General features: G+C 61.4%; 21 protein-coding genes and 1 tRNA gene. 10 read left to right on the top strand and 12 right to left on the bottom strand.

Translation table 11 applies throughout. The features are described from left to right. Window positions 1-61: 61 nt before the first annotated feature. Complete coding sequence (locus ACQY7U_RS11635) at window positions 62-595, bottom strand: cupin domain-containing protein (RefSeq protein WP_428644613.1); 534 nt, start codon at window positions 593-595, stop codon at window positions 62-64. 263 nt (window positions 596-858) lie between these two features. On the opposite strand from ACQY7U_RS11635, the gene ACQY7U_RS11630 reads away from it, so the two are divergent. Continuing rightward, window positions 859-943: transfer RNA gene (locus ACQY7U_RS11630), tRNA-Leu, on the top strand. Between the two features lie 162 nt (window positions 944-1,105). Here the strand turns inward: ACQY7U_RS11630 and ACQY7U_RS11625 are convergent. Then, a complete protein-coding gene (locus tag ACQY7U_RS11625; RefSeq protein ID WP_428644612.1) occupies window positions 1,106-1,783 on the bottom strand; it encodes a hypothetical protein in 678 nt (225 codons plus the stop codon). Window positions 1,784-1,897: 114 nt separating this feature from the next. On the opposite strand from ACQY7U_RS11625, the gene ACQY7U_RS11620 reads away from it, so the two are divergent. The 4 genes from ACQY7U_RS11620 (at window position 1,898) to ACQY7U_RS11605 (ending at window position 3,844) form a co-directional block, all read left to right on the top strand. After that, entirely contained in the window at window positions 1,898-2,476 is a 579-nt protein-coding gene (locus ACQY7U_RS11620) for a YqaA family protein (protein WP_428644611.1), read from the top strand. 15 nt (window positions 2,477-2,491) lie between these two features. Beyond that, window positions 2,492-3,016, top strand: coding sequence for a disulfide bond formation protein B (locus tag ACQY7U_RS11615; protein WP_428644610.1), 525 nt, complete (start codon window positions 2,492-2,494; stop codon window positions 3,014-3,016). Then, window positions 3,013-3,276 (top strand): hypothetical protein, encoded by a 264-nt coding sequence (locus ACQY7U_RS11610; protein WP_428644608.1) that lies wholly within the window; start codon window positions 3,013-3,015, stop codon window positions 3,274-3,276. The genes ACQY7U_RS11615 and ACQY7U_RS11610 overlap by 4 nt, the downstream gene beginning before the upstream one ends. A 133-nt stretch (window positions 3,277-3,409) precedes the next feature. Next, entirely contained in the window at window positions 3,410-3,844 is a 435-nt protein-coding gene (locus ACQY7U_RS11605) for a metallopeptidase family protein (protein ID WP_428644606.1), read from the top strand. Window positions 3,845-3,886: 42 nt separating this feature from the next. On the opposite strand, the gene ppa is transcribed toward ACQY7U_RS11605, so the two are convergent. Further along, window positions 3,887-4,426 (bottom strand): inorganic diphosphatase, encoded by a 540-nt coding sequence (gene ppa / locus ACQY7U_RS11600; protein ID WP_428644604.1) that lies wholly within the window; start codon window positions 4,424-4,426, stop codon window positions 3,887-3,889. Window positions 4,427-4,557: 131 nt separating this feature from the next. On the opposite strand from ppa, the gene ACQY7U_RS11595 reads away from it, so the two are divergent. Beyond that, window positions 4,558-5,148, top strand: coding sequence for a hypothetical protein (locus ACQY7U_RS11595; RefSeq protein ID WP_428644602.1), 591 nt, complete (start codon window positions 4,558-4,560; stop codon window positions 5,146-5,148). A 27-nt stretch (window positions 5,149-5,175) separates the two neighbouring features. On the opposite strand, the gene ACQY7U_RS11590 is transcribed toward ACQY7U_RS11595, so the two are convergent. The 5 genes from ACQY7U_RS11590 to dctP all read right to left on the bottom strand — a co-directional run bounded on the left by ACQY7U_RS11590 (window position 5,176) and on the right by dctP (window position 10,079). Further along, window positions 5,176-5,694 (bottom strand): N-acetyltransferase family protein, encoded by a 519-nt coding sequence (locus ACQY7U_RS11590; protein WP_428644600.1) that lies wholly within the window; start codon window positions 5,692-5,694, stop codon window positions 5,176-5,178. Between the two features lie 154 nt (window positions 5,695-5,848). Beyond that, a complete protein-coding gene (locus ACQY7U_RS11585; protein WP_428644598.1) occupies window positions 5,849-7,132 on the bottom strand; it encodes a hydroxymethylglutaryl-CoA reductase, degradative in 1,284 nt (427 codons plus the stop codon). Window positions 7,133-7,148: 16 nt separating this feature from the next. Beyond that, a complete protein-coding gene (locus tag ACQY7U_RS11580; protein WP_428644596.1) occupies window positions 7,149-8,462 on the bottom strand; it encodes a TRAP transporter large permease in 1,314 nt (437 codons plus the stop codon). Continuing rightward, window positions 8,459-8,965 (bottom strand): TRAP transporter small permease subunit, encoded by a 507-nt coding sequence (locus tag ACQY7U_RS11575; RefSeq protein WP_428644595.1) that lies wholly within the window; start codon window positions 8,963-8,965, stop codon window positions 8,459-8,461. The genes ACQY7U_RS11580 and ACQY7U_RS11575 overlap by 4 nt, the downstream gene beginning before the upstream one ends. A gap of 82 nt (window positions 8,966-9,047) precedes the next feature. Next, window positions 9,048-10,079: a TRAP transporter substrate-binding protein DctP gene (gene dctP / locus ACQY7U_RS11570; protein ID WP_428644593.1), complete on the bottom strand. Its 1,032-nt coding sequence runs from the start codon at window positions 10,077-10,079 to the stop codon at window positions 9,048-9,050. A gap of 127 nt (window positions 10,080-10,206) precedes the next feature. Between dctP and ACQY7U_RS11565 the strand changes: the two genes are divergently transcribed. Together ACQY7U_RS11565 and ACQY7U_RS11560 are read left to right on the top strand one after the other, a co-directional pair. Then, window positions 10,207-11,604: a PLP-dependent aminotransferase family protein gene (locus tag ACQY7U_RS11565; RefSeq protein WP_428644592.1), complete on the top strand. Its 1,398-nt coding sequence runs from the start codon at window positions 10,207-10,209 to the stop codon at window positions 11,602-11,604. A gap of 462 nt (window positions 11,605-12,066) precedes the next feature. Continuing rightward, complete coding sequence (locus tag ACQY7U_RS11560) at window positions 12,067-12,456, top strand: DUF2794 domain-containing protein (RefSeq protein ID WP_428644590.1); 390 nt, start codon at window positions 12,067-12,069, stop codon at window positions 12,454-12,456. A 249-nt stretch (window positions 12,457-12,705) separates the two neighbouring features. Here the strand turns inward: ACQY7U_RS11560 and ACQY7U_RS11555 are convergent, their stop codons facing one another. The 4 genes from ACQY7U_RS11555 to ACQY7U_RS11540 form a co-directional block, all read right to left on the bottom strand. Next, window positions 12,706-13,488 (bottom strand): Bax inhibitor-1/YccA family protein, encoded by a 783-nt coding sequence (locus ACQY7U_RS11555; RefSeq protein ID WP_428644588.1) that lies wholly within the window; start codon window positions 13,486-13,488, stop codon window positions 12,706-12,708. Between the two features lie 170 nt (window positions 13,489-13,658). Further along, window positions 13,659-14,429: a hypothetical protein gene (locus ACQY7U_RS11550; RefSeq protein WP_428644587.1), complete on the bottom strand. Its 771-nt coding sequence runs from the start codon at window positions 14,427-14,429 to the stop codon at window positions 13,659-13,661. A gap of 166 nt (window positions 14,430-14,595) precedes the next feature. After that, window positions 14,596-17,178, bottom strand: coding sequence for an ABC transporter permease (locus ACQY7U_RS11545; RefSeq protein ID WP_428644586.1), 2,583 nt, complete (start codon window positions 17,176-17,178; stop codon window positions 14,596-14,598). Further along, complete coding sequence (locus ACQY7U_RS11540; protein WP_428644585.1) at window positions 17,175-17,879, bottom strand: ABC transporter ATP-binding protein; 705 nt, start codon at window positions 17,877-17,879, stop codon at window positions 17,175-17,177. The genes ACQY7U_RS11545 and ACQY7U_RS11540 overlap by 4 nt, the downstream gene beginning before the upstream one ends. Before the next feature lie 133 nt (window positions 17,880-18,012). On the opposite strand from ACQY7U_RS11540, the gene ACQY7U_RS11535 reads away from it, so the two are divergent. Next, a complete protein-coding gene (locus ACQY7U_RS11535; RefSeq protein WP_428644623.1) occupies window positions 18,013-18,633 on the top strand; it encodes an arylesterase in 621 nt (206 codons plus the stop codon). A gap of 69 nt (window positions 18,634-18,702) precedes the next feature. After that, entirely contained in the window at window positions 18,703-19,755 is a 1,053-nt protein-coding gene (locus tag ACQY7U_RS11530; protein WP_428644584.1) for an aldo/keto reductase, read from the top strand. The last annotated feature ends 26 nt before the right edge of the window (window positions 19,756-19,781 follow it).

Below are 19,781 nucleotides of genomic sequence, written 5' to 3'. Positions count from 1 at the left end.
CCTTTGTTGGCGGGCTAAGGTGTTTTGGACAGCCAGCCGGCTCCCGCAGGCGCTTGCGGCATCACTTGAACAGGAAACGGTGGAGCTTGTTAACCGCCCTGCAGACCTTGTGAAAATAGGTCGGGACCGATTTCTGATTGAAGGCGATCTTTCGAACATATTCCGGAACGTGCCAGTTGGCGGCCGACCCGTCCGGAAAGGACAGTGTTACACCCGGTACAGCGTGGTATTCGACGCCCTTGTCGTCCGTGATGTAGGCTTCCCCTTCAAGGATCAGAATGGTTTCGTCGAGAAAATACTGCCACCGGAACTTGCCGGCTGTGCATGACCAATGGTCCACGGCAGTCCAGTCGTCGCCGATCACGGACAGGTTCTTGCACCGGGCTTGAGGATCGCCTTCAAGTACCCACTCCGGATTGATCGGTGCGGGTTCCAGAGCGGTCTTGTCCAACTGAGACAAAGTAAAGAGCCCGGCTGGTGCTTCCGCATGGGTCTCTCGGCTTGTCCGGAAACCAAGTTTTTCCGGCAGATCCGAATGTACCCGCCGGCCCTCGATTTTGCTTTTTGCCCGCGTCACGCTGCCTGAAAGCGTCATTGTTAACTCCACTCAAAACCGTCTCCCCAGTTAAGAAGAGTGCAGTTGAAACGGCCTTAACAACCGACCCGATTGCTGCGCTTTTAGGTAGAAGGTCCGCGAAAATTCCCGTCAAAGTAAATTATCGGTTAACAGGTGTCGTGGAGTGCAGGCCGGATGCCGCCGGGGGTTCCGGTGGATTCTACCGCTGCACGGCGGGCACCATTCGCTAACCGCTTGCATCCTTCAAAAGTGCATGATAGGCACGCTCTCCGGTGCCGGTTGCCCCTCTGGCGGAACTGGTAGACGCGCGGGATTCAAAATCCCGTTCCTTCGGGAGTGCCGGTTCGATTCCGGCGGGGGGCACCATTCTTACTTGCGCTACCGCCCTTCGGGCTACTTGAGCGCTGGCTTGTTTCCAGATCTATCCGCGCTACCGCCCCTCGGGCTGCTTGAGCGCCGGCTCGGTACCAGACCAGTCCGCTGACCAGGGCCGATCTTTCAGGCGCGTGGCCCGATCCAAGGCTCAACCTATTTGAACTCCAGCGTGTCGAACGCCAGCGATGCGCTGGTTTCGAAAATGTCTTCCACCTTCTTGATCCGTCCCTGACGCGGGTGGCCGACGGCGATACCGATGATGCCGTCCCGGGTGCCCGGTTTTGCCAGGGCGACCAGCCGGACGAGCAATTGGTCTCCATCCTTGTTCACGAAATTCCCGACGACTTCGGCGGCAGGCAGGTCGCCAATCTTGATAGGGCGGCGGATGTTCAGCCGTGTGTTCTGATTTGTGCCCAGCTTCTTCAGGAGTTCGATGGCGAAATAGTCACCGACTTCGAGCCGTTTCTGCGGGTCGTCGGTCTTCAGGGAGTAGGTGATGATTTGCAGGGAGGAAAAGATGCTCTTCTTGCCGTCGTCCGTCGTGAAGTAGATCTTGATCGGGCCTCCGCCGGAGGGTTTGGCCTGCGCGTGAATTTCCTGGCCTTCGCGGCGCGGAGCGGCGAGGCTGAACGCAGCAGGCACGTCAACCCCGTGTTTTTCCGCAAATTTACCGTCCACCGTATAAATCGTCGACAGCGTGATGCCTCGGGCCTCGAACGGGGTCAGCTTGACGGTTCCTTCTGTCTTGGTCTGCTGGGCAACCGCCGGATCAGGTGCTGTCGCCATGAAGGCCAATGCTATCGTTGCAAGCACAATGGCTGTCGCCTTCATTACTTCCTCCCGATGCATTCAGATCACGGACAGGCAGACAGAGTACGTCATCACAGGCCGCCGGTAAAATTTCCCTAGGTGACTTTTCTCGCGGCTGCGGCTATGGGATGCGGCATGATAAGACGCCTCTACGACTGGACCCTGTCCCTTGCCTCCGGACCGCGCGCGCCTGCCGCGCTTGGCTCCGTTTCCTTCGTCGAAAGCTCCGTCTTTCCGATCCCGCCGGATATCCTGCTGATCCCGATGGTGATCGCGCGCCGCGAGAAAGCCTGGTGGTACGCGCTCCTGTGCACGATTACTTCCGTCGCGGGCGGCATTCTCGGCTATCTGATCGGCTCCTTCCTGTTCGAGCAGGTAGCCGTGCCCATTCTGACCTTCTACGGCAAGATGGCTTTTGTCGATGAATTCAAGGCGATTTTCCAGGATTATGGCTGGTGGTTCGTTTTCATCGCCGGGCTGACACCGTTTCCCTACAAGGTGATTACGATTGCTTCCGGAGCCCTCAGCCTTAATCCGGTGGTCTTCATTGCCGCGAGCATTGTCTCACGCGGGCTGCGCTTCTTCGTTGTGGCCGGGCTTCTCTATTTTTTCGGCCCGCCCATCAGGGATTTCATCGAAAAGCGGCTTGGCCTCATGTTCACCATATTTGTGGTGCTGCTGGTCGGCGGATTTGTTTTGCTTCGGTATTTCTGACAATAAGAGGGCGGCATGACGGCAGAACGGACGGCACGCATTTTGACGGGATTGGCTCTGGTTGGCGGACTGGCGGTCATCGCGGGCGCCTGGGGTTTTCAGCTGATTGGCGGTTATGTGCCCTGCAAGCTCTGCCTTGAACAGCGTATTCCCTATTACGCCGGTCTGCCGCTGACGGCACTGGCTCTGATCCTGATGGGAACGGGGCGCAAAGGTCTGGCCGTCCTCGTCCTTCTCGCTGTGGCCGCCATATTCGCCTATGGCTCCGGTCTCGGTATCTATCAGGCCGGCGCGGAGTGGAAATTCTGGGCGGGCCCCAATGACTGCGGCGGTGGAACGGCTGCGCCGAAATCGGCCGCCAACATGCTGCAGGCGCTGCAATCGACGCGCGTTGTCAGCTGCACGGAAGCCAGCTGGCGCATGTTCGGTCTTTCCTTCGCCGGCTGGAACGCGGTCGCCTCCGCGGGGCTTGCGGGCCTCGCGCTGCTGGCGGCAGTGCTGTTGAAATGGCGCGGCAAAGCGGCCACTGTGAAGGCATGAGCAAGACCAGGCATCCGAAGGAAAAGCAGCGCGAGGACGCCCTGAGGGCGCTCGACAGGGCGAAGGTGGAGAGCGAGACCGTAGCCGGTTCCAGCTTTGTCCGTATGGCCGAGCGCGCCAGGGACCACATGAGCGCGGCGGACAAGGACGAAGACGATTGGGCAGAGGTCTGGGGCACCCGGATCGGCCGGGGCCTTGGACTGATTTTCGCGATAGGACTGGCGATTTATCTTCTCGTTACCTACGTCTTGGTGAAATAATCCCGAAACGGGCCGTCAAGGAAAGCGTGGCCGGTGCAAGCCGGCGGCCCATCTTTGCGTGTCCGGAAAAGAATTGAGCGAGGGAGCGGCTGTTCCGAACGCAGCTGCTTCAAAGATCGCCAGAGGAACGAAAATGGCGTCGATCCTGCCGGTCAGCCACAGCAGCTGGTCAGAACGCAAGGCTCCGGACCTTGCCGATTTTGAAGCCATGGCAAGCGAAACCCTGGCAACCCTTCCGGACGATCTGCTGATGCGCTGCGGCCATATCCAGATCCGTCTCGCCGAATATGCGCCCGATGACGTCCTGGACGCCCTGTCGATCGAGGATCCGTACGAGTTGCTCGGCTTGTTCGAAGGTCTCGGGCTGGCCCAGGGGGGCGACGCGGTGCTGACCGGGCAGATGCCGAACCGGATCTGGCTGTTCCGGCGGCCGATTCTCGACTATTGGGCCGGCATGGACGAAAAACTCGGCGACGTGGTCGCCCACGTCCTGATCCATGAAATCGGTCATCACTTCGGACTGTCCGACCAGGATATGGAACGCATCGAGGCCGCAGCCGACCGTTAGATCAGCTGCGGCCCCGAAGCAGTTTCCAGGTGCGGAAGCCGATTATTCGGCAGCTTCCTTCTGGGCGCGGTCGATGGATTCGATGATCAGCTTCTTGGCCGCGTCGACACCGCCGACACCGGTCACCTTCACCCATTTGCCGGGCTCCAGATCCTTGTAATGCTCGAAGAAGTGCTTGACCTGGGCCATGGTGATATCCGGCAGATCGGAAATGTCATGGATGTTGTCGTAGCGCTTGGACAGCTTGTGGGTCGGAACGGCGATGATCTTCTCGTCCTGGCCGGATTCGTCTTCCATCAGAAGAACGCCGATCGGACGGCAGCTCATGATGGCGCCCGGCACGATCGGCCGCTGGTTGACCACGACAACGTCGATCGGGTCGCCGTCGCCGCACAGCGTGTGCGGAACGAAGCCGTAGTTGCCCGGATAACGCATCGGGGTGTAGAGGAAACGGTCGACGTACATGGCGCCTGCTTCCTTGTCCATTTCGTATTTGATCGGCTCGCCGCCAACGGAGACCTCGATGATGACGTTGATGTCTTCCGGCGGGTTCTTGCCAATCGGCACAGCGTCGATACGCATTGCAAACTCCTGTTGATCTTTGCAGCGTCTATCGCAATCCAGCCGCCGAAGTTCAAGCCTTTAATTTTGCATTGCACCTAATTGATGATCATGCCTCTAATCTCCGGGCCTTGTATTGCGAAGGATAGAATATGCGGTTTTTCAATTACAGATTGGCCCGGGTTTTCCTTGCCGCGTTCCCGGTCCTGGCATTTCTGCCGGTGCAATCAGCCGGTGCCGGCGGGATCACGAGCGATTATACCAAGATAGAGCTTCAGAACTGCGTCCAGTTCCAGTCTCCGGAAGGGGTTGAAGAGGAAGGAACCTTTGGCGGTGCCTGGGAATGCGCAGGCTACCGGGGGCAGCCGGTCTATGTCGCCGAGGGCGACCTGCGCATGTTCGTCTCCTTCGGGCCGGCTGCCGAGCAGGAACCGGCGGCTGAGCAGACCTTGCCGAATTTCAATACGGTCAACGAAACGCTGGAATGGCGGCTGCGCGACGGCGTGCCCTTCGCCACGATTCTCAGGTGGTTTCCAAGCCTTGACGAGGGTGCGCGCACCGGCAGCGTGCTGATCGTCACCCAGCTGCTGCCGGGGGGCGGCACCTGCCAGATCGCACGGATCGACGCGCAGGCCAACAAGAATGCCAATGTTCTTGCCCGGCAGGCGGCGGATTCGATGGCCGGCACCTTCGATTGTGCCAGGCAACCGGACATCATCGGAAATCCCGGTATCTTGAATTAGTCCGGTGCCGGGCGGCGCTTGTGCCGTTCAGTCTCCGGCCTCTGGCCAGACATAGATCGACAGTTCCAGCCGTTTGCCGCCGAGCCTGTACCAGGACTTGGCGGCCAGCCGGCCGCCGATGGCCTTGTAGAACGCCCGGGCGGACTGATTGTCGCTCAACACCTGGACCGCCAGCCCCTTCAGGTTTCGTGCGGCCAGTGTTTCGCGGACATTGTCGAACAAGGCCCTGCCGAAGCCGAGGCCCTGGTATTCCGGTTTCAGGTAGAGTTCGTAAATCTCGCCGTCCATCGCGGTGTTGCGCAACCGGCAAGGGCCGTAAGTGGCGTAGCCTGCGGGCACATCGGCGATGGAAAGGATCTTGATGTCGACACCGCGTGCCAAAGCACCCTGCCACCAGCCGGGGCCCCGGCGGGTGATCATCTTCTGCAGGTCGACGCCATGCAGAACGCCCCTGTAGGCTCCGAGCCAGGCTTCCGAGTGAATGCCGGCCAGTGCCTCGCAATCCGCGGTCCGGGCCGCGCGCAGATCGATCAGGTCCGTTGTCATCCTGAAAAAAGGATACAACAAGCTTCGGGCCGGAAAAGAGGCAAATGCAGCGATGAGGCGCAAAAATGCGGCTTTGCCCTTTTCCGGGAGGAAGCAGGCAAAGCCGCGATCGGCATTTCTGCGGAGTGGTACGGCTGGGGAAAGCGCCTGTTCCTCAGCCTTGAGGGGTTGCACGGAGACGATCGAGGATTTCCTCCGCCAGATCCTGCCGCACCTTGCCCAGGGACTTCAGTTCACTGGCGACGATATCGACTTCCTTTCCGACCGCGCCGACCATCAGGGCGACGTTCTGGGCATGCAGGGCCATGTGCCCCTTCTGAATGCCGGTGGTGGCAAGGGCGCGCATGGCGCCGAAGTTCTGTGCCAGTCCGATGGAGACGATGACCCGGGCGAGCTCGTCGGCGGTGCTGACGCCGAGGATCTTCAAATTGGCCTGTGCGGTGGGGTGGATTTTTGTGGCGCCGCCGACCAGGCCCACCGCCATCGGAAGCTCCAGGGTGCCGACAAGATTACCGTCTCTGTCCTTTTCCCAGCGCGACATCGAGCGATAGCGACCGTCCCGGGCGGCATAGGCGTGGGCGCCCGCCTCGATGGCTCTCGTGTCGTTTCCGGTCGCAAGCACGACGGCGCTGATACCGTTCATGATGCCCTTGTTGTGGGTGGCCGCCCGGTAAGGATCGGCATCGGCGAAACGATAGGCGGACAGCATGTCGTCGCGGACCGTTTCGCCGCCGATTTCGGCGAGCGGCCACACGGCGCGCACGCGGGCAACACGGCGGTCCGCAAGGTTCGTCAGGATGCGCAGCAGGCTTCGGGCACCCGTCCACTCTTCCAGTTTCGGCGCCACGGCTTCGGCCATGCTGTTGACGGCATTGGCGCCCATGGCGTCGCGGGTGTCGACGATAATGTGCACGATGGTCATCGGACCCTCGGTGCTTTCAATGACGCGAATGTCCAGCTCCCTGAACCCGCCGCCCACTTTCAGGAGAAGAGGGTCGGTGTCGTCGCAGATCGCCCTGATGTCTTCAAGGTGCTCCAGCACCTGCAGACGGACGTTTTCCGGATCGCTCGCTCCCACAAGCTGGATCTGGGCGGCCATCAGCGGTCCGCTCGTCGAGGTCCTGAAGCCGCCGGTGTCGCGGCAGCGCTTGGCGGAGTTGCAGACGGCTGCAATGACCGAAGACTCCTCGGTTGCCATCGGCACCAGCACGTCCCGGCCGTCCACGGTCATGTTGGTTGCGATGCCGACCGGAATGGCGATGCTGGAGATCGCATTTTCGATCAGCCGGTCCGCCAGCGCGATCTGCCCTGCAGCCGCGTCGGCAAGGTCGCCTGCAGCCAGATTGTCGAGGTTCGCCTGGCGCCGGACAGCCTCCAAGCGGGCAGCCGGGTCCAGCTTGTGAAAGCCTTCAATGCGGGACGAGGTAAAGTCGCTCATCGATTGTCCTGTTGGTCTAGTTGATCATGGAATGGGGGAGCCAGAGCACCAGCGCCGGAAACAGGGCGCAGATGATGATGCCGAGGGCCTGAAGCAGGATGAAGGGCACGATGGCGCGGTAGACCGTACCCATGCCGATGCCCGCCGGCAGGACGCCCTTCATGTAGAACAGCGTATAGCCGAAGGGCGGCGAGATATAGGCCATCTGCGCCGACACCAGGAAGAGAATGCCGAACCAGAGCCGGTCGAAGTCAAGAAAGTCGATCACCGGCAGGAAGACCGGTACGCACAGCAGGATGATGCCGATCTCGTCCAGGAACATGCCGAGGAAAAACAGGATCGCCAGCATGACCGCGAGCACGATCCAGCGGTTTGCCTCCAGGTTCTGAATGAAGGACAGGAGGAAGTCGGCGCCTCCCGTTCCGGTGAAGATCGCAACGAAGGCGCGTGCGCCGATGGTGATCCAGAGGATCATGGCCGTTACCTTGACCACGTCCATGGCAACGCCGGAGACGAGCTCCCGATTGAGCCGCCGCTCGATCACCGACGAAATGAAAGCCAGCAGAACGCCGACCGCGGCAGCTTCCGTGGGCGTGGCGACGCCCATGTAGATCGTGCCGAGCACACCGACGATGATGAGCAGCGGCAGGACGAGGGATTTCAGAGCGCCGATGCGCTCCTGCCAGGTGACGGTATCTTCATAAGCCGGCTTTGGGGCTATCGACGGGTTGAAGGCGGCGCGCAGGACAATGTAGCCGATATAGAGCGAGGCCAGCAGCAGGCCCGGAACCACGCCCGCAATGAACATCTGGCCGATCGAGGCCTGGGCGGTGACCGCGTAGACGATGGTTATCACGGAGGGGGGAATGAGAATCCCGAGCGTACCCCCGGCACAGATCGTCCCGATCGCCAGTTCCGCACTGTATCTGCGCTTCAGCATGGAGGGCAGGGCCAGCATTCCCATGGCGGCGACAGCCGCTCCGACGATGCCGGTCATGGCGGCGATGATCGTGCAGATGACGATCGTTCCGACGGCAAGTCCGCCCGGCAGGCGGCGGGACCAGAGCTCCATCGCCCGGTAGAGGCTTTCAATGACGCCCGATCGCTGCAGCGTGCTGGCCATCATGACGTAGAGCGGGATCGCCAGAAGGGATTCCGAGGTCATCGTGGCGTAGAGATTGAGCACGGTCACCGAGAGGGCGGCGGGGCCCCACAAGGTCACGGTAAAGACGAGGGCCAGCGCGCCGAGCGTGAAGGCCAGCGGCAGGCCGGTCAGGAGCAGCCCGACAAGGCTGGCGAACATGATGAGAAGGACAAGTTCGGAGCTCATGCGCCAGCCTCGCTTTTGTCTTTCAGGACCGGGAGCGTGCGGAACCCTTCCACGAGGGCCTGGGCGCAAAGCATCGCAAACGCCAGCGGCACGACGAACTTCAGCCACCAGACCGGAGGGTTCCAGGCCGAGAAGCTGGTCTCCCCGAGCGAATAGGCATTGACCGCCAGCGGCCAACTGACCCAGGCGAACACGCCCGCGAAGGTGGCGATGATCAGGAAGGACAGGATATCGGCCACCGCCTTGGGCCTGCCGGTCAGCTTGTCGCTGAAGATGTCAACGGCGACGTGGCCCTTCAGATGCAGCAGATAGGGGCCTGCGAGCATGAAATGGGGCCCGAAGATCAGGGTGCTCGCCTCCATCGCCCAGACAGTCGGCGCGTCGAAGGCATAGCGGGAGATCACCTCGAACAGCAGGATCGGCACGACGGCGAAGATCAAGGCTGCGGCCAGGGCGAAAAACACCCGGTTCAGGCCCGTGACGATGGAGAAGACTGATTTCATGGAACTGCGCAAAATGCCGGAGAAGCGGAAACCGGACAGCGGGACTGGGTGGGTTTCGTCCCGCCGTCCGGCCGGGAAGCGATCACAGCAGGCCGAGAGCCGTCATGAATTCGGTCTGGCTCGCGAGCACACGGTTCGCCAGATCGTCTCCCTTGGTTGCTTTCTTCCAGGAGTGGACCGCCTTGGTCCGGTTCGCGGCAATGTCATTCTGGTCGAGATGAATGATCTCGACGCCCTTGTCCGCGTATTTCGACAGGACATCGACGTTCTGCACCATGATGTGCTGACGCAGGGCTCCGGAAATCTCGCGGGCCGCGACGGCCAGGGCTGCCCTGAAGGCTTCCGGCAATGCCTGATAGGCCGCCTGGTTGGCGACATAGCTGGTGGCGGTGGTCGGCTGATGAACGCCTGGCAGGATGATGAACTTGGCAACTTCACCAAGACCGGCTTCGTAATTCGCCGTCAGGTCGCCCCGGTCGGCGAAGTCGATCAATCCTTTTTCAAGCGCGGTGTAGACTTCCGCCGTCGGCAGCGGGGTCACGGAAACGTCGAGATCCCCCATCACCGCTGAGGCCAGGCCGACAAACCGGCCTTTCTTGCCCGCCATGTCCGCGATGCTGTCCATTCTGACGGTGGAGTGTATCGGCTCCTCGCCGTAGACAGTCGGAGCGATGTAGAAAAGACCCGCCTTGGCATAGGCCTCGCGCGCAAGGTCCAGGCCGCCCTTTTCGTAGAACCAGGCTTCGTACTGGTCGGAGTCCGGGAAGCCGAAGGGTATCGTCGAGGTGAACGCGAATGCCGGGATCTTGCCGGCCTCGTAGCCGTCGAAGGTTTTCATCATTTCGAATGCGCCGGCCCGGACGGCGTCGAAAGCCTGGTTGGCAGGGACGAGCTGACCCGCTGAGAAGAGCGTGATCCGGAATTTTCCGTCGGTCAGTTCGCCGACACGCTCGACAAATTTCTTTTCAAACTCGAAGGGTGTCGTCCCGGCATCCCACAGAGCCTGCATCCGCCATGTTACGGCATCCTGCGCCTTGACGGCTGCCGGCGTGGCCAAAACCGCCCCACCTGCCGCAGCACCCGCCAAAAGGCTGCGTCTACTCACCTTTGTCATTTTTTCCTCCCGAGGAAACTGTCATTCTCTGGTCTAATGAGCGAAACTGTCATAAAAACCATTGGGACAATCAAGGGACAGTTTGCGGGAATACTTGCAGTACTGTCCCAGTAAAATTGAGGGGACGGTGACAGTGAACGGCGGCAATCGAAAGCTTTCCCGGGTCGACCAGATTGTCGAGAAAGTCGCGCTGATGCTCGAGGCCGGCGCCTACAAGCCCTTCGAGAGGCTGCCTTCCATCCGGCAGGCCGCGCGGGAGAACGGCGTTTCGAAAAACACGATGGCGGAAGCCTACGACCGGCTGGTCGCACGCGGGCTGCTCGAGGCGCGTGCGGGCTCCGGCTACTATATTTCCCAGGTCCGCGCCGTTTCGCCGCCCCTGCCCGCACCCCATGTCACGGCGGCAATCGACGGCATGTCGCTGTTGCGGGAGCAGCTGGAGAGGCACTATGAGGTGCGCCCCGGCGACGGCCGCCCGCCGCCTTTCTGGATGGAAGGTTCGGAACTGCGCAGGCATTTCGCCAATGCCAAGGCGCCTTTTCCGGAGGCAATCGAATTCGGCTATGGCAGTTCATGGGGATATGGCCCCTTGCGAGACCGGCTCAGGATGCAGCTTCTGGAGCGATCGATCCAGGTGGAGCCGGAAGGCCTTCTCCTGACACATGGTGTCAATCATGGCCTGGACCTGATCATCCGGCACTTCACCGAGCCGGGCGATACGGTCTTCGTGGAGGAACCGGGCTACTATCCGCTGTTTTCCAAGCTGACATTCGCCAAGGTCCGGATCGTCGGTATCCGCCGGGACCGGGACGGACCGGACCTTGAAGACCTGACGGCCAAGCTTGCCCTCCACCGGCCCAAGATGTTCGTGACCCAGTCACACGGCCACAACCCCACGGGCGGATCGTTGTCGCCGTCTCGGTCCTTCGGTCTGATGCAGCTGGCCGAACGCTGGGGGTTTCTTCTGGTGGAAAATGATGCGCTTGGCGATATTCTGCCGGCAACGTTGCCGAGACTGGCAGCGCTCGACGAGCTGAACCGTGTTTTGTATCTTGGAACCTTCTCCAAGACCCTTTCCGCCAGTCTCCGGTGCGGCTATGTAGCCGGTAATCCGGAAATCGTCCGCAGGCTCGCCGACATCAAGATGATCACGCTCGTCAATTCCTCAGAGCATGTCGAACGCTTCGTCTTCAACCTGATTCAGGCCGGGCATTATCTGCGGCACCTCAGGCGTCTCAAAGGCAGGGTCGAAGAGGCCTACAAGGCGGCTGTCGACGCGATGGAAACCCTCGGCCTTGCCGTTCGGGAGTGCTCCATTCCGGGTTTTTACCTTTGGGTGGAATTTCCGGAACATGTCGACGAACAGGAGCTGTGTGCGGCAGCGAGCGAACAAAGCATCTTCATTTCGCCCGGGTTCGTGTTCTATCCGCAGCGTGAGCACCGCCGGCAAGCCGCCATGCGGGTCAACGTCGCGCACGGTACGGACCCGAGGTTCCTCGCGTTCTTGCGCGGTTTTCTGAATTGAGGCGGGTGATGCCCGGTGGTTCGCCATAGGGGCCCGGATATGAAAAGGGCCGGCATGTAGCCGGCCCTTCAGTTGCCCTGATGTTTGACTCGTTAAATCTGGTCGACCTGTAAAAGCCTCGGGGGGCTGGGGGGCTAATGCATTCCGCGGCTCTCACCGGTCGTACCCATCAGGGTATGATCTGAATATGGGGAGTTAAAATGGCTGGCCAAGGGCTGGAATGCGGCAAAATCATGGAAATTTTCAAATTCTTTCTGGGCAAAGTGCCGTGGCGTCCGATTTTCGGGTTCTCCCCGGTATTTCCGGCTCAAAAAGGGCTGGATTTTCGTCTGAAAGGAGCATTCGGAGGGCGCGGGCTTGCCATCCCCCCCAAGGAGACGCATCATGACAGAAGCGTGACAGGGGATTCCCGGTCCGGCGAAACCCGGTCAGCAGCGAAACCGCAAACGGAATGGAGGCGGAATGAGCGAAGCCGATGACAGCGCGTTTCAGCGCGGCGCGGGCGTGAGTCCGGCGCCGCAAAGCCACCCGGCTCCCCCGCCCAAACCCGTCGTTTCCTTCAACAGGCGAGAACTCGACACGATCCTGCGTCTCTACGGCCGCATGGTCGCCGATGGCGAATGGCGGGACTATGCCATCGACCTGTTGAAGGACAAGGCGGTCTTTTCGGTGTTCCGGCGAAGCTCGGAAATGCCGCTCTACCGGATCGAGAAGGATCCGAAGCTGACACGGCGCCAGGGTGCCTTTTCGGTCGTCGGCACGGGCGGCATGATCCTGAAGCGCGGCCATGACCTTGCCCAGGTCCTGAAGGTGCTGGAAAAGAAAAAACACCTGCGGCTGGTCGACGCCTGAGTTCGACATTGCCGGCTTCCGTGACCTGACAGGCGAAGGCTCAAGGAGACCACCTGTCGACGTCGTCCCGAACGCAGCGCAGCGAAGGTCCGGGATCGGTGAGCCGATGGAAACTTTCCGCATTGAAGCGCTTGCATCGCGCCGGCTCTCGCTCCGCTTGGCCGGGATGACGGTCGAAAGATATCCGTTTCATGAACAAAAAGCCCGGGACGATGCCCGGGCTTTCTTCATTCTCGATGTGTCTGCAGCTTAGTCGCGGTTGCCGAACAGCTGCAGCAGCATCAGGAACAGGTTGATGAAGTCGAGGTAGAGGCGCAGGGCGCCCATCACGGACTTCTTGGTGGCGACTTCACCGCTGTCGCCTTCGTAGTACATTTCCTTGATCTGCTGGGTGTCGTAGGCCGTCAGGCCGGCGAACACCAGAACGCCGATCACGGAGATCGCGAACTGCAGAGCGGAAGACGCCATGAAGATGTTCACGATCGAGGCGATCACGATGCCGATCAGGCCCATGAACAGGAACGAACCCCAGCCGGACAGGTCCTTGCGGGTGGTGTAGCCGTAGAGGCTCAGCGCGCCGAAGGACGCCGCGGTGACGAAGAACACGCGCGCGATCGAAGCTCCGGTGTAGACCAGGAAGATCGAGGACAGCGAAATGCCCATCACGGCGGCGTAAACCATGAAGAGGCCGCGTGCCGAGGACGCACTCATGGACTGGATGCGGAAAGACAGCCACATCACCATGCCGAGCGGTGCCAGCATGACGATCCACTTCAGCGGGCTGCCGTAAAGCGTAACACCCAGCTGGGTTAGCATCTTGCCGTTGCCGAGGCTGGCAACCGCCGCGCTCGGATCGGTGGTCGTGGTGACCATAGCCGTTGCCAGCGCCAGGAAGCCTGTCAGCGCCAGGCCGATGGCCATGTAATTGTAGACACCCAGCATGTAGGCCCGAAGGCCCTGATCGATGCCGGCCTCGGCGCGTGCGCCGGTAGCGGTGTATGCGCCTTGAGATTGACGGTCAAAGGTCGACATTGTCGTGTTAATCCCCTTCTTTACGAAATGCGCATGTGACGTCACATGCGGCACAACTCCCTCAACATATGGGAAAATGCGGCAAAGAGAACAAGACGGAATTCCTGAAAAATTCGTAATATTCGCGCTTTGAGCCGGATTTCTTGCCCTTATGTTTAAAATTCGGGAATTTATTTCATTGCCTTGAGGCGGGACGCGATCTGGCGGTCACAGTCGCCGCCGGGGTTGCGCACGATTTCCTCGGCCTGGAAATCGAGGATTTCCCGCTCCCTGTCGCGCATCTGCTCCACGCTGACGCCGGGCCTGAACCACTGCAGCACCGCGTAGTCGCCGCCGGCATCCGTCAGGAAGGCCAGCGGCTTGCCGTCTTCCATAATGCCCATGCGGCCGACACGGACCTCCTCGATGGAAATCTTGCGGCTCTTGCCGTCGATTGTGATGCTGTTCTGACCCACCTTGAGCTTCTTCAGCGTCGAGCCCTTGGTGCCGTTCCAGCTGCCGAAGAAACGCTTGCCTTTCTTTTCGACCGACAGGCAGGAGTTTTCGAAATCAGGAATGGAGAGCCGTACCGCCGAAACCTCGACCGGCTCCTCACCCTTGACCGAAAGCGTGTATTTCATCGCGTTGTCACCGGTCCGGTAGACCCGGATACCCGCCGGCGTATAACCGGAATCGCCCATGGTGCGGGTGAAGAAATCGAACTGGTTCTCGTCGTTGGTACCCGCGCGGCGGTAAAGCCAGCGCTTCGGCAAGCCGTCTTCGAACACCAGCCAATCGCTGACGACAAGGCCCTTGGGGCCGCCGGGGGTGTTCAGTTGCCAGACGCCGGTGTGAAACGGGCTCTCGGCCTGGGCGGCGGGAGCGATCGAAACGATTGCCGCCGCGACCGCTGCCGCCTTGGCCAAGGTTTTCAAAAGATGCGTTCCGGTCCGTATGAACATTAAGCTGATCCCCCGAGATGATTTGCTTCCGATCTCTTTCGGATAGCGCAAGAACGGGCTCCTGCGCAACCTGAAGGAAAAGCTTCGGACGCCTGCCGGGGCGTGTGTCCCGGCAGGCGGAAATCAAAAAACTTTTTTGATTTCAGGGCCGCGAAAACAAAGATTGCTAGAGGTTGCGCAGCACCGGTGCCGGTTTTTCCCCCAGGATGCGCCAGGTGCCGATCAGGCCGAAACCGACGGTCAGGGCAAGGGCGATCAAGGCAGCGCTTGCCGCCGCGAAGGGCATCAGCACGAAGGAACCGTCCATGATCCTGGTGATCACGTACCAGGCGGCGATACCACCGGCGACAAGGGCGAAGAGAGCCGTTGTGAGGCCGAGAATGGCATACTCCAGACCGTAGGCCACGATCAGCCGGGTGCGTGTCGCGCCCAGGGTCTTCAGGATGACGGCGTCGTAGATACGGTTCCGGTGTCCGGCGGCGAGAGCGCCTGCGAGCACGAGCACGCTCGCGATCAGCGTGATCGAGCTGGCTCCACGCACGGCCCAGGCCAATTGCGCCACCAGATCATTGACCTGCGAGATGGCATCCTTGACGCGTACGGTGGTCACGGTCGGAAAGGCGTTGGACGCGGTTTTCAGCAGCGCCAGTTCCGTCTCGACCGGCACATCTTTCTCCCAGCCGAGCGTCATCAGATGGGCGTGCGGCGCGCCGGCAAAGGTGTTGGGGGAGAACACCATGACGAAGTTGATGGCTAGCGATTGCCATTCCACATTCCGGAAATTGGCGATTTCGGCGCTAATCTTCCGGCCCAGAACGTTGATTGTGATGGTGTCGCCGATCTGAAGGCCGAGGTCTCCGGCGGCCTCCGCATCGAAGGAGACCAGCGGTGGGCCCGAGTAGCCGTCCGGCCACCAGCTACCTTCCGCCAGTTTGGAATTCGCCGGAACATTGGCCTCGTAGGTAATGCCCCGGTCGCCCCGGAGGACCCAGCCGGACCCCTCCCGCCGGGGTTCGAACTCCTCGGCCGGGATCCCGTTCAGACTGACGATCCGGCCGCGCAACATCGGTACGCCCTGGATTTTCGCCTCGGGGGCTTCTTTCTTCAGCAGCGCCTCGAAGGCATCACGCTCATGGCTTTGAATGTCGATGAAGAAGAAGCTGGGCGCCTTGTCCGCGATTGTCGCGGTCAGCTCGCGGCGCAGATTGCCGTCGATCAGGGTGAGGGCGACCAGCAGCGTCAGGCCGAGGCCGAGGGACAGCACCACCGAGGGTGTCAGGGCCCCGGGCCGGTGGATATTGGCAATCGCGAGCCGCAGTTCCGTCGAGCGCACGCCTGGAAGGCGCCTGGCGGCGAACATGATGGCCCGTGCGACAACGACCAGGAGAACGAAGGCGCCTGACGCGGCGGCGATGTAAACGCCGGCCATGCGCTTGTCATCGGAGAGATAGGTGGCAATGGCCGCCAGTGCCAGCACGGTTGCCAGAGTTGCCAGCAGGTAGCGCTTGCGGGGAAGTTTCGAGCCGCCGCTGACGATATCCCTAAAGAGCGCGGCGGGTGGCACGTCATGGGCGCGGCCGAGCGGCCAGAGCGCGAAGGCAAGTGCCGTCAGCAGCCCGTAGACGAGACCGAGCGCCAACTCCATCGGATAGACGGAGGCGTCAAGCTGCACCGGCAGAAGGCCCGACAGGGCTGCGCCCGCAGCGAAGGGGATCAGGGCGCCGAGGAGCAACCCGGCCCCGATGCCGATCAGGGCGAGCAGCAGCATCTGGACCAGATAGATCCGGAAGACGAAGCCGCCGGTGGAGCCGAGGCACTTGAAGCTGGCAATCACCTCACGCTTGGTTTCCAGATAGGCCCGGATGGCATTGGCGACGCCGACACCGCCGACCACCAGGGCGGTCAGACCCACCAGGGTCAGGAACTGGGAGAAGCGGTCGATGCTGCGCTGCAGGCCGGGGGAGGCATTGGCGCGCGAGCGGATACGCCAGCCGGCGTCCGCCTGTTCTTTCCTTGCGCGTTCAATCACCGCTTCCAGGGCACTTGTGGACGGTGCCGGGTCCAAACGGACGCGGTAATGCCAGCGCACCAGACTGCCGGGCTGGACAAGGCCGGTGTCTTTCATGGCGGCGCTGGAAATCATCAGGCGGGGACCGAATTCCATGCCGCCGGACAACTTGTCCGGTTCGTTTTCGATGACGCCTGCGATGCGAAGCGTTGTACGCCCCAGAGCCAGCGTGTCGCCGACGGCAAGGTCGAGCCGGGCGAGGAGCGCTGGTTCGGCGACCGCGCCCCAGCGGCCGTCCCGTTTCGAAAGAGCTTCGGCCGGAGATTGCTCGCCGGCAAGTTCCAGCGATCCGTAAAGCGGGTAGGCGCCGTCGACCGTTTTCAGCTCCACCAGCGCCTGATCACTGGAATCGGGTTTGCGGGCCATTGCCCGGAGCGTTGCAACTTCGGACACGCTGCCGAGCGCTTCCAGAAAGGCGCGCTGGGCGGGTTCCGCTTGCCGGTGGATCAGGGAGAAATCGAGATCGCCGCCGAGAATGGACTGACCTTCCCGCGAAATGCCGTCGGTCAGGGCGCGCGAAACCGAGGTGACGCCGGCGATGGCCGCAACGCCGAGAGCGATGCAGGCGATGAAGATGTAAAAGCCCTTCAGGCCGCCGCGCAGCTCCCTGAGAGCGAAACGGGCCGCCAGCCGGAAGCTCTGGTTGCCGGAGGGCGCCTGGACCGGAACGAACCCGCTCATGCGGGGATCCCTTCGGCGGTCACGTCCGCTTCCTCGATTTCACCGGAGCGGACCCGGATCATGCGGTCGCATTTGGCGGCAAGGGACGGGTCGTGGGTGACAAGCACCAGCGTCGTCCTGCGTTCACGCTGCGCTGAAAACATCAGGTCGACGATCTGGGTGCCGGTCGTCTCATCGAGGTTTCCGGTCGGTTCGTCGGCGATCAGGATGGCCGGTTCCACGACCAGCGCCCTTGCGACCGCGACCCGCTGCTGTTCGCCGCCCGACATCTGGGCCGGGTAATGGCCGAGCCGCTCACCGAGGCCGACCGCCTCCAGTTCCTTTTTCGCCTTGTCGAAAGCGGCCGGGTCACCGGCCAGCTCCAGCGGAACGGCGACATTTTCCAGTGCCGTCATGTTGGGCACGAGATGGAAGGACTGGAAAATGATGCCGACGTTCAACCCCCTGAAGCGGGCGAGCTGATCTTCCGACAGTGCCCCAAGCTCCGATCCGGCCACCTGAACGGTGCCCTTGTCGGCGCGTTCAAGGCCTGCCATGACCATCAGAAGGGTTGACTTGCCGGAACCGGACGGGCCGACGAGGCCGACGGAGGACCCGTTGCCGATCTCCAGGTCGATCCCCTTGAGAATGTGCACCCGTCCAGCGCCCTCGCCGAGGGTCAGATGAACGTTTCTCAAGGTGATCGCTGGTTCGTCTGTCATTTTCCGGCCTTTTCAACTGGTCAATCGATCGTCATGCTTGTTCGGGCTTGCCCTCGACAATCGGTCGCTCTGCGACCATATGGGCCTGATATGACGGGTCTTCCAGTGCTGAAAGAGTATTAGCGTGACGCGAATTCTAACCGGCTTTTGTGTTTTTCTTCTCTCGTGCCTTCCCATTGCCGCCGCGGCGGCGGATCTGAAGCTGGTGGTTCTGGGGGACAGTCTTTCGGCAGGCTATCAGCTGGCTCCCGGACAGGGATTTCCCGAGCAGCTTCAGCAAGCCCTTGATGAAAAGGGGTATTCCGTCGAGGTGGTGAATGCGGGCGTTTCGGGCGATACCACCTCCGGTGGGCTCTCCCGGCTGGACTGGTCGGTCGGCCCGGATGCCGATGCAGTGATCGTCGAGCTCGGCGCGAATGACGCGCTTCGGGGCATTTCGCCGGAGCTGACACGCCGGAACATCGCGGAAATCACACAACGCCTTCAGGGGCGCGGTGTCGAGGTGCTGCTGGCCGGCATGCTGGCCCCGCGCAATCTCGGCCCGGACTACGCCGAGGCCTTCGATCCGATCTACGCCGATATTGCCAAGACCCACCAGGTTCTGCTTTATCCTTTCTTTCTGGAAGGGGTCGCCCTCGATCCCGGCCTCAATCTTTCCGACGGCATGCATCCCAATGCGGAAGGCGTTGCTGTCATCGTCAAGAACATCCTGCCGAAAGTGGAAGCGCTTTTGGCCAAAGCCCAGCCCTCCTGAGGGTCCCGGTGCCGCACTTTGTGTCGCGGCAGTCTCGAGACCCTTTCATAAAACCAAAAGGACCGCCTGATGGAACAACGCCGTCTTGGCCGTACGGACATACATGTGAGCGCGATTTGCCTCGGAACCATGACTTTCGGGGAGCAGAATTCCGAAGCCGAAGGTCATGCGCAAATGGACCATGCCTTCGAGCAAGGCATCAACTTCTTCGATGCGGCGGAGCTTTATCCGATCCCGCCGAAGAAGGAGACCCAGGGACGGACGGAACGCATTGTCGGAACCTGGTTCGAAAAGACCGGCAAGCGCGACAGGGTCGTCATGGCGACCAAGGTGGTCGGCCGGACCGACATGGACTGGTTCCGTGAGAACGGCGTTCATGGCCGGTTGACCCGCGAGCAGATCGAATTCGCGGTCGACCGGAGCCTCCGGAACCTTCAGACCGACTGTATCGATCTCTACCAGATCCACTGGCCGGACCGGAAGGTTTCCGGCTTCGGTTCCAATCCCACCCGCTGGGTCGACGTCGAGCCGGCGGAAGACGAAACCAGCATCGACGCGACGCTGGACGTCATGACCGACCTGGTGAAGGCGGGCAAGATCCGGCATCTCGGCCTCTCGAACGAAAGCTCCTGGGGCACGATGCGCTTTGTGGCTGCCGCCGAACGGCATGGCCTGACACGGGTGGTATCGATCCAGAACGCCTATTCGCTGGTCAACCGGACCTTTGAGACCGGACTGGCGGAAATCGCCCGGCGCGAGGACGTCGGCCTACTGGGCTATTCGGCCCTGGCACAGGGGTATCTGACCGGAAAATACCGGAACGGCGCCTTGCCCCACGGTGCCCGCAAGACCCTGTTCGACCGGCTGCAGCGCTACGAGCATCCGCGAACACTCCAGGCCGTCGACGCCTATTGCGACCTGGCGGCGGACGCCGGTCTCGACCCGGCGCAGATGGCAATCGCCTTTGCCAAGTCCCGGTCCTTCATGACGTCGGTCATCATAGGCGCCACGAAGATGGAGCAATTGGAAAGCGACATTGCCGCCGGCAGCCTTACGCTCAGCGCTGACGTCCTGGAAAAAATCGACGCCCTGCACCAGGAATTCGGCAACCCGGCGCCTTGAGGCGAAGCGAATAGCGTCGCGCTTGA

Source organism: Roseibium sp. (assembly GCF_050301095.1).
In the GTDB taxonomy this organism is placed as follows: domain Bacteria; phylum Pseudomonadota; class Alphaproteobacteria; order Rhizobiales; family Stappiaceae; genus Roseibium.
The sequence above is the reverse complement of the archived record's forward strand: the minus strand, read 5'-3'. Positions and strand labels throughout refer to the sequence as shown.

Bases quoted from the DNA above. Each gene is read 5' to 3' on its own strand.
- ACQY7U_RS11635 (WP_428644613.1), bottom strand. From the start codon at position 595: ATGACGCTTTCAGGCAGCGTGACGCGGGCAAAAAGCAAAATCGAGGGC.
- ACQY7U_RS11625 (WP_428644612.1), bottom strand. From the start codon at position 1,783: ATGAAGGCGACAGCCATTGTGCTTGCAACGATAGCATTGGCCTTCATG.
- ACQY7U_RS11620 (WP_428644611.1), top strand. From the start codon at position 1,898: ATGATAAGACGCCTCTACGACTGGACCCTGTCCCTTGCCTCCGGACCG.
- ACQY7U_RS11615 (WP_428644610.1), top strand. From the start codon at position 2,492: ATGACGGCAGAACGGACGGCACGCATTTTGACGGGATTGGCTCTGGTT.
- ACQY7U_RS11610 (WP_428644608.1), top strand. From the start codon at position 3,013: ATGAGCAAGACCAGGCATCCGAAGGAAAAGCAGCGCGAGGACGCCCTG.
- ACQY7U_RS11605 (WP_428644606.1), top strand. From the start codon at position 3,410: ATGGCGTCGATCCTGCCGGTCAGCCACAGCAGCTGGTCAGAACGCAAG.
- ppa (WP_428644604.1), bottom strand. From the start codon at position 4,426: ATGCGTATCGACGCTGTGCCGATTGGCAAGAACCCGCCGGAAGACATC.
- ACQY7U_RS11595 (WP_428644602.1), top strand. From the start codon at position 4,558: ATGCGGTTTTTCAATTACAGATTGGCCCGGGTTTTCCTTGCCGCGTTC.
- ACQY7U_RS11590 (WP_428644600.1), bottom strand. From the start codon at position 5,694: ATGACAACGGACCTGATCGATCTGCGCGCGGCCCGGACCGCGGATTGC.
- ACQY7U_RS11585 (WP_428644598.1), bottom strand. From the start codon at position 7,132: ATGAGCGACTTTACCTCGTCCCGCATTGAAGGCTTTCACAAGCTGGAC.
- ACQY7U_RS11580 (WP_428644596.1), bottom strand. From the start codon at position 8,462: ATGAGCTCCGAACTTGTCCTTCTCATCATGTTCGCCAGCCTTGTCGGG.
- ACQY7U_RS11575 (WP_428644595.1), bottom strand. From the start codon at position 8,965: ATGAAATCAGTCTTCTCCATCGTCACGGGCCTGAACCGGGTGTTTTTC.
- dctP (WP_428644593.1), bottom strand. From the start codon at position 10,079: ATGACAAAGGTGAGTAGACGCAGCCTTTTGGCGGGTGCTGCGGCAGGT.
- ACQY7U_RS11560 (WP_428644590.1), top strand. From the start codon at position 12,067: ATGAGCGAAGCCGATGACAGCGCGTTTCAGCGCGGCGCGGGCGTGAGT.
- ACQY7U_RS11555 (WP_428644588.1), bottom strand. From the start codon at position 13,488: ATGTCGACCTTTGACCGTCAATCTCAAGGCGCATACACCGCTACCGGC.
- ACQY7U_RS11550 (WP_428644587.1), bottom strand. From the start codon at position 14,429: ATGTTCATACGGACCGGAACGCATCTTTTGAAAACCTTGGCCAAGGCG.
- ACQY7U_RS11545 (WP_428644586.1), bottom strand. From the start codon at position 17,178: ATGAGCGGGTTCGTTCCGGTCCAGGCGCCCTCCGGCAACCAGAGCTTC.
- ACQY7U_RS11540 (WP_428644585.1), bottom strand. From the start codon at position 17,879: ATGACAGACGAACCAGCGATCACCTTGAGAAACGTTCATCTGACCCTC.
- ACQY7U_RS11530 (WP_428644584.1), top strand. From the start codon at position 18,703: ATGGAACAACGCCGTCTTGGCCGTACGGACATACATGTGAGCGCGATT.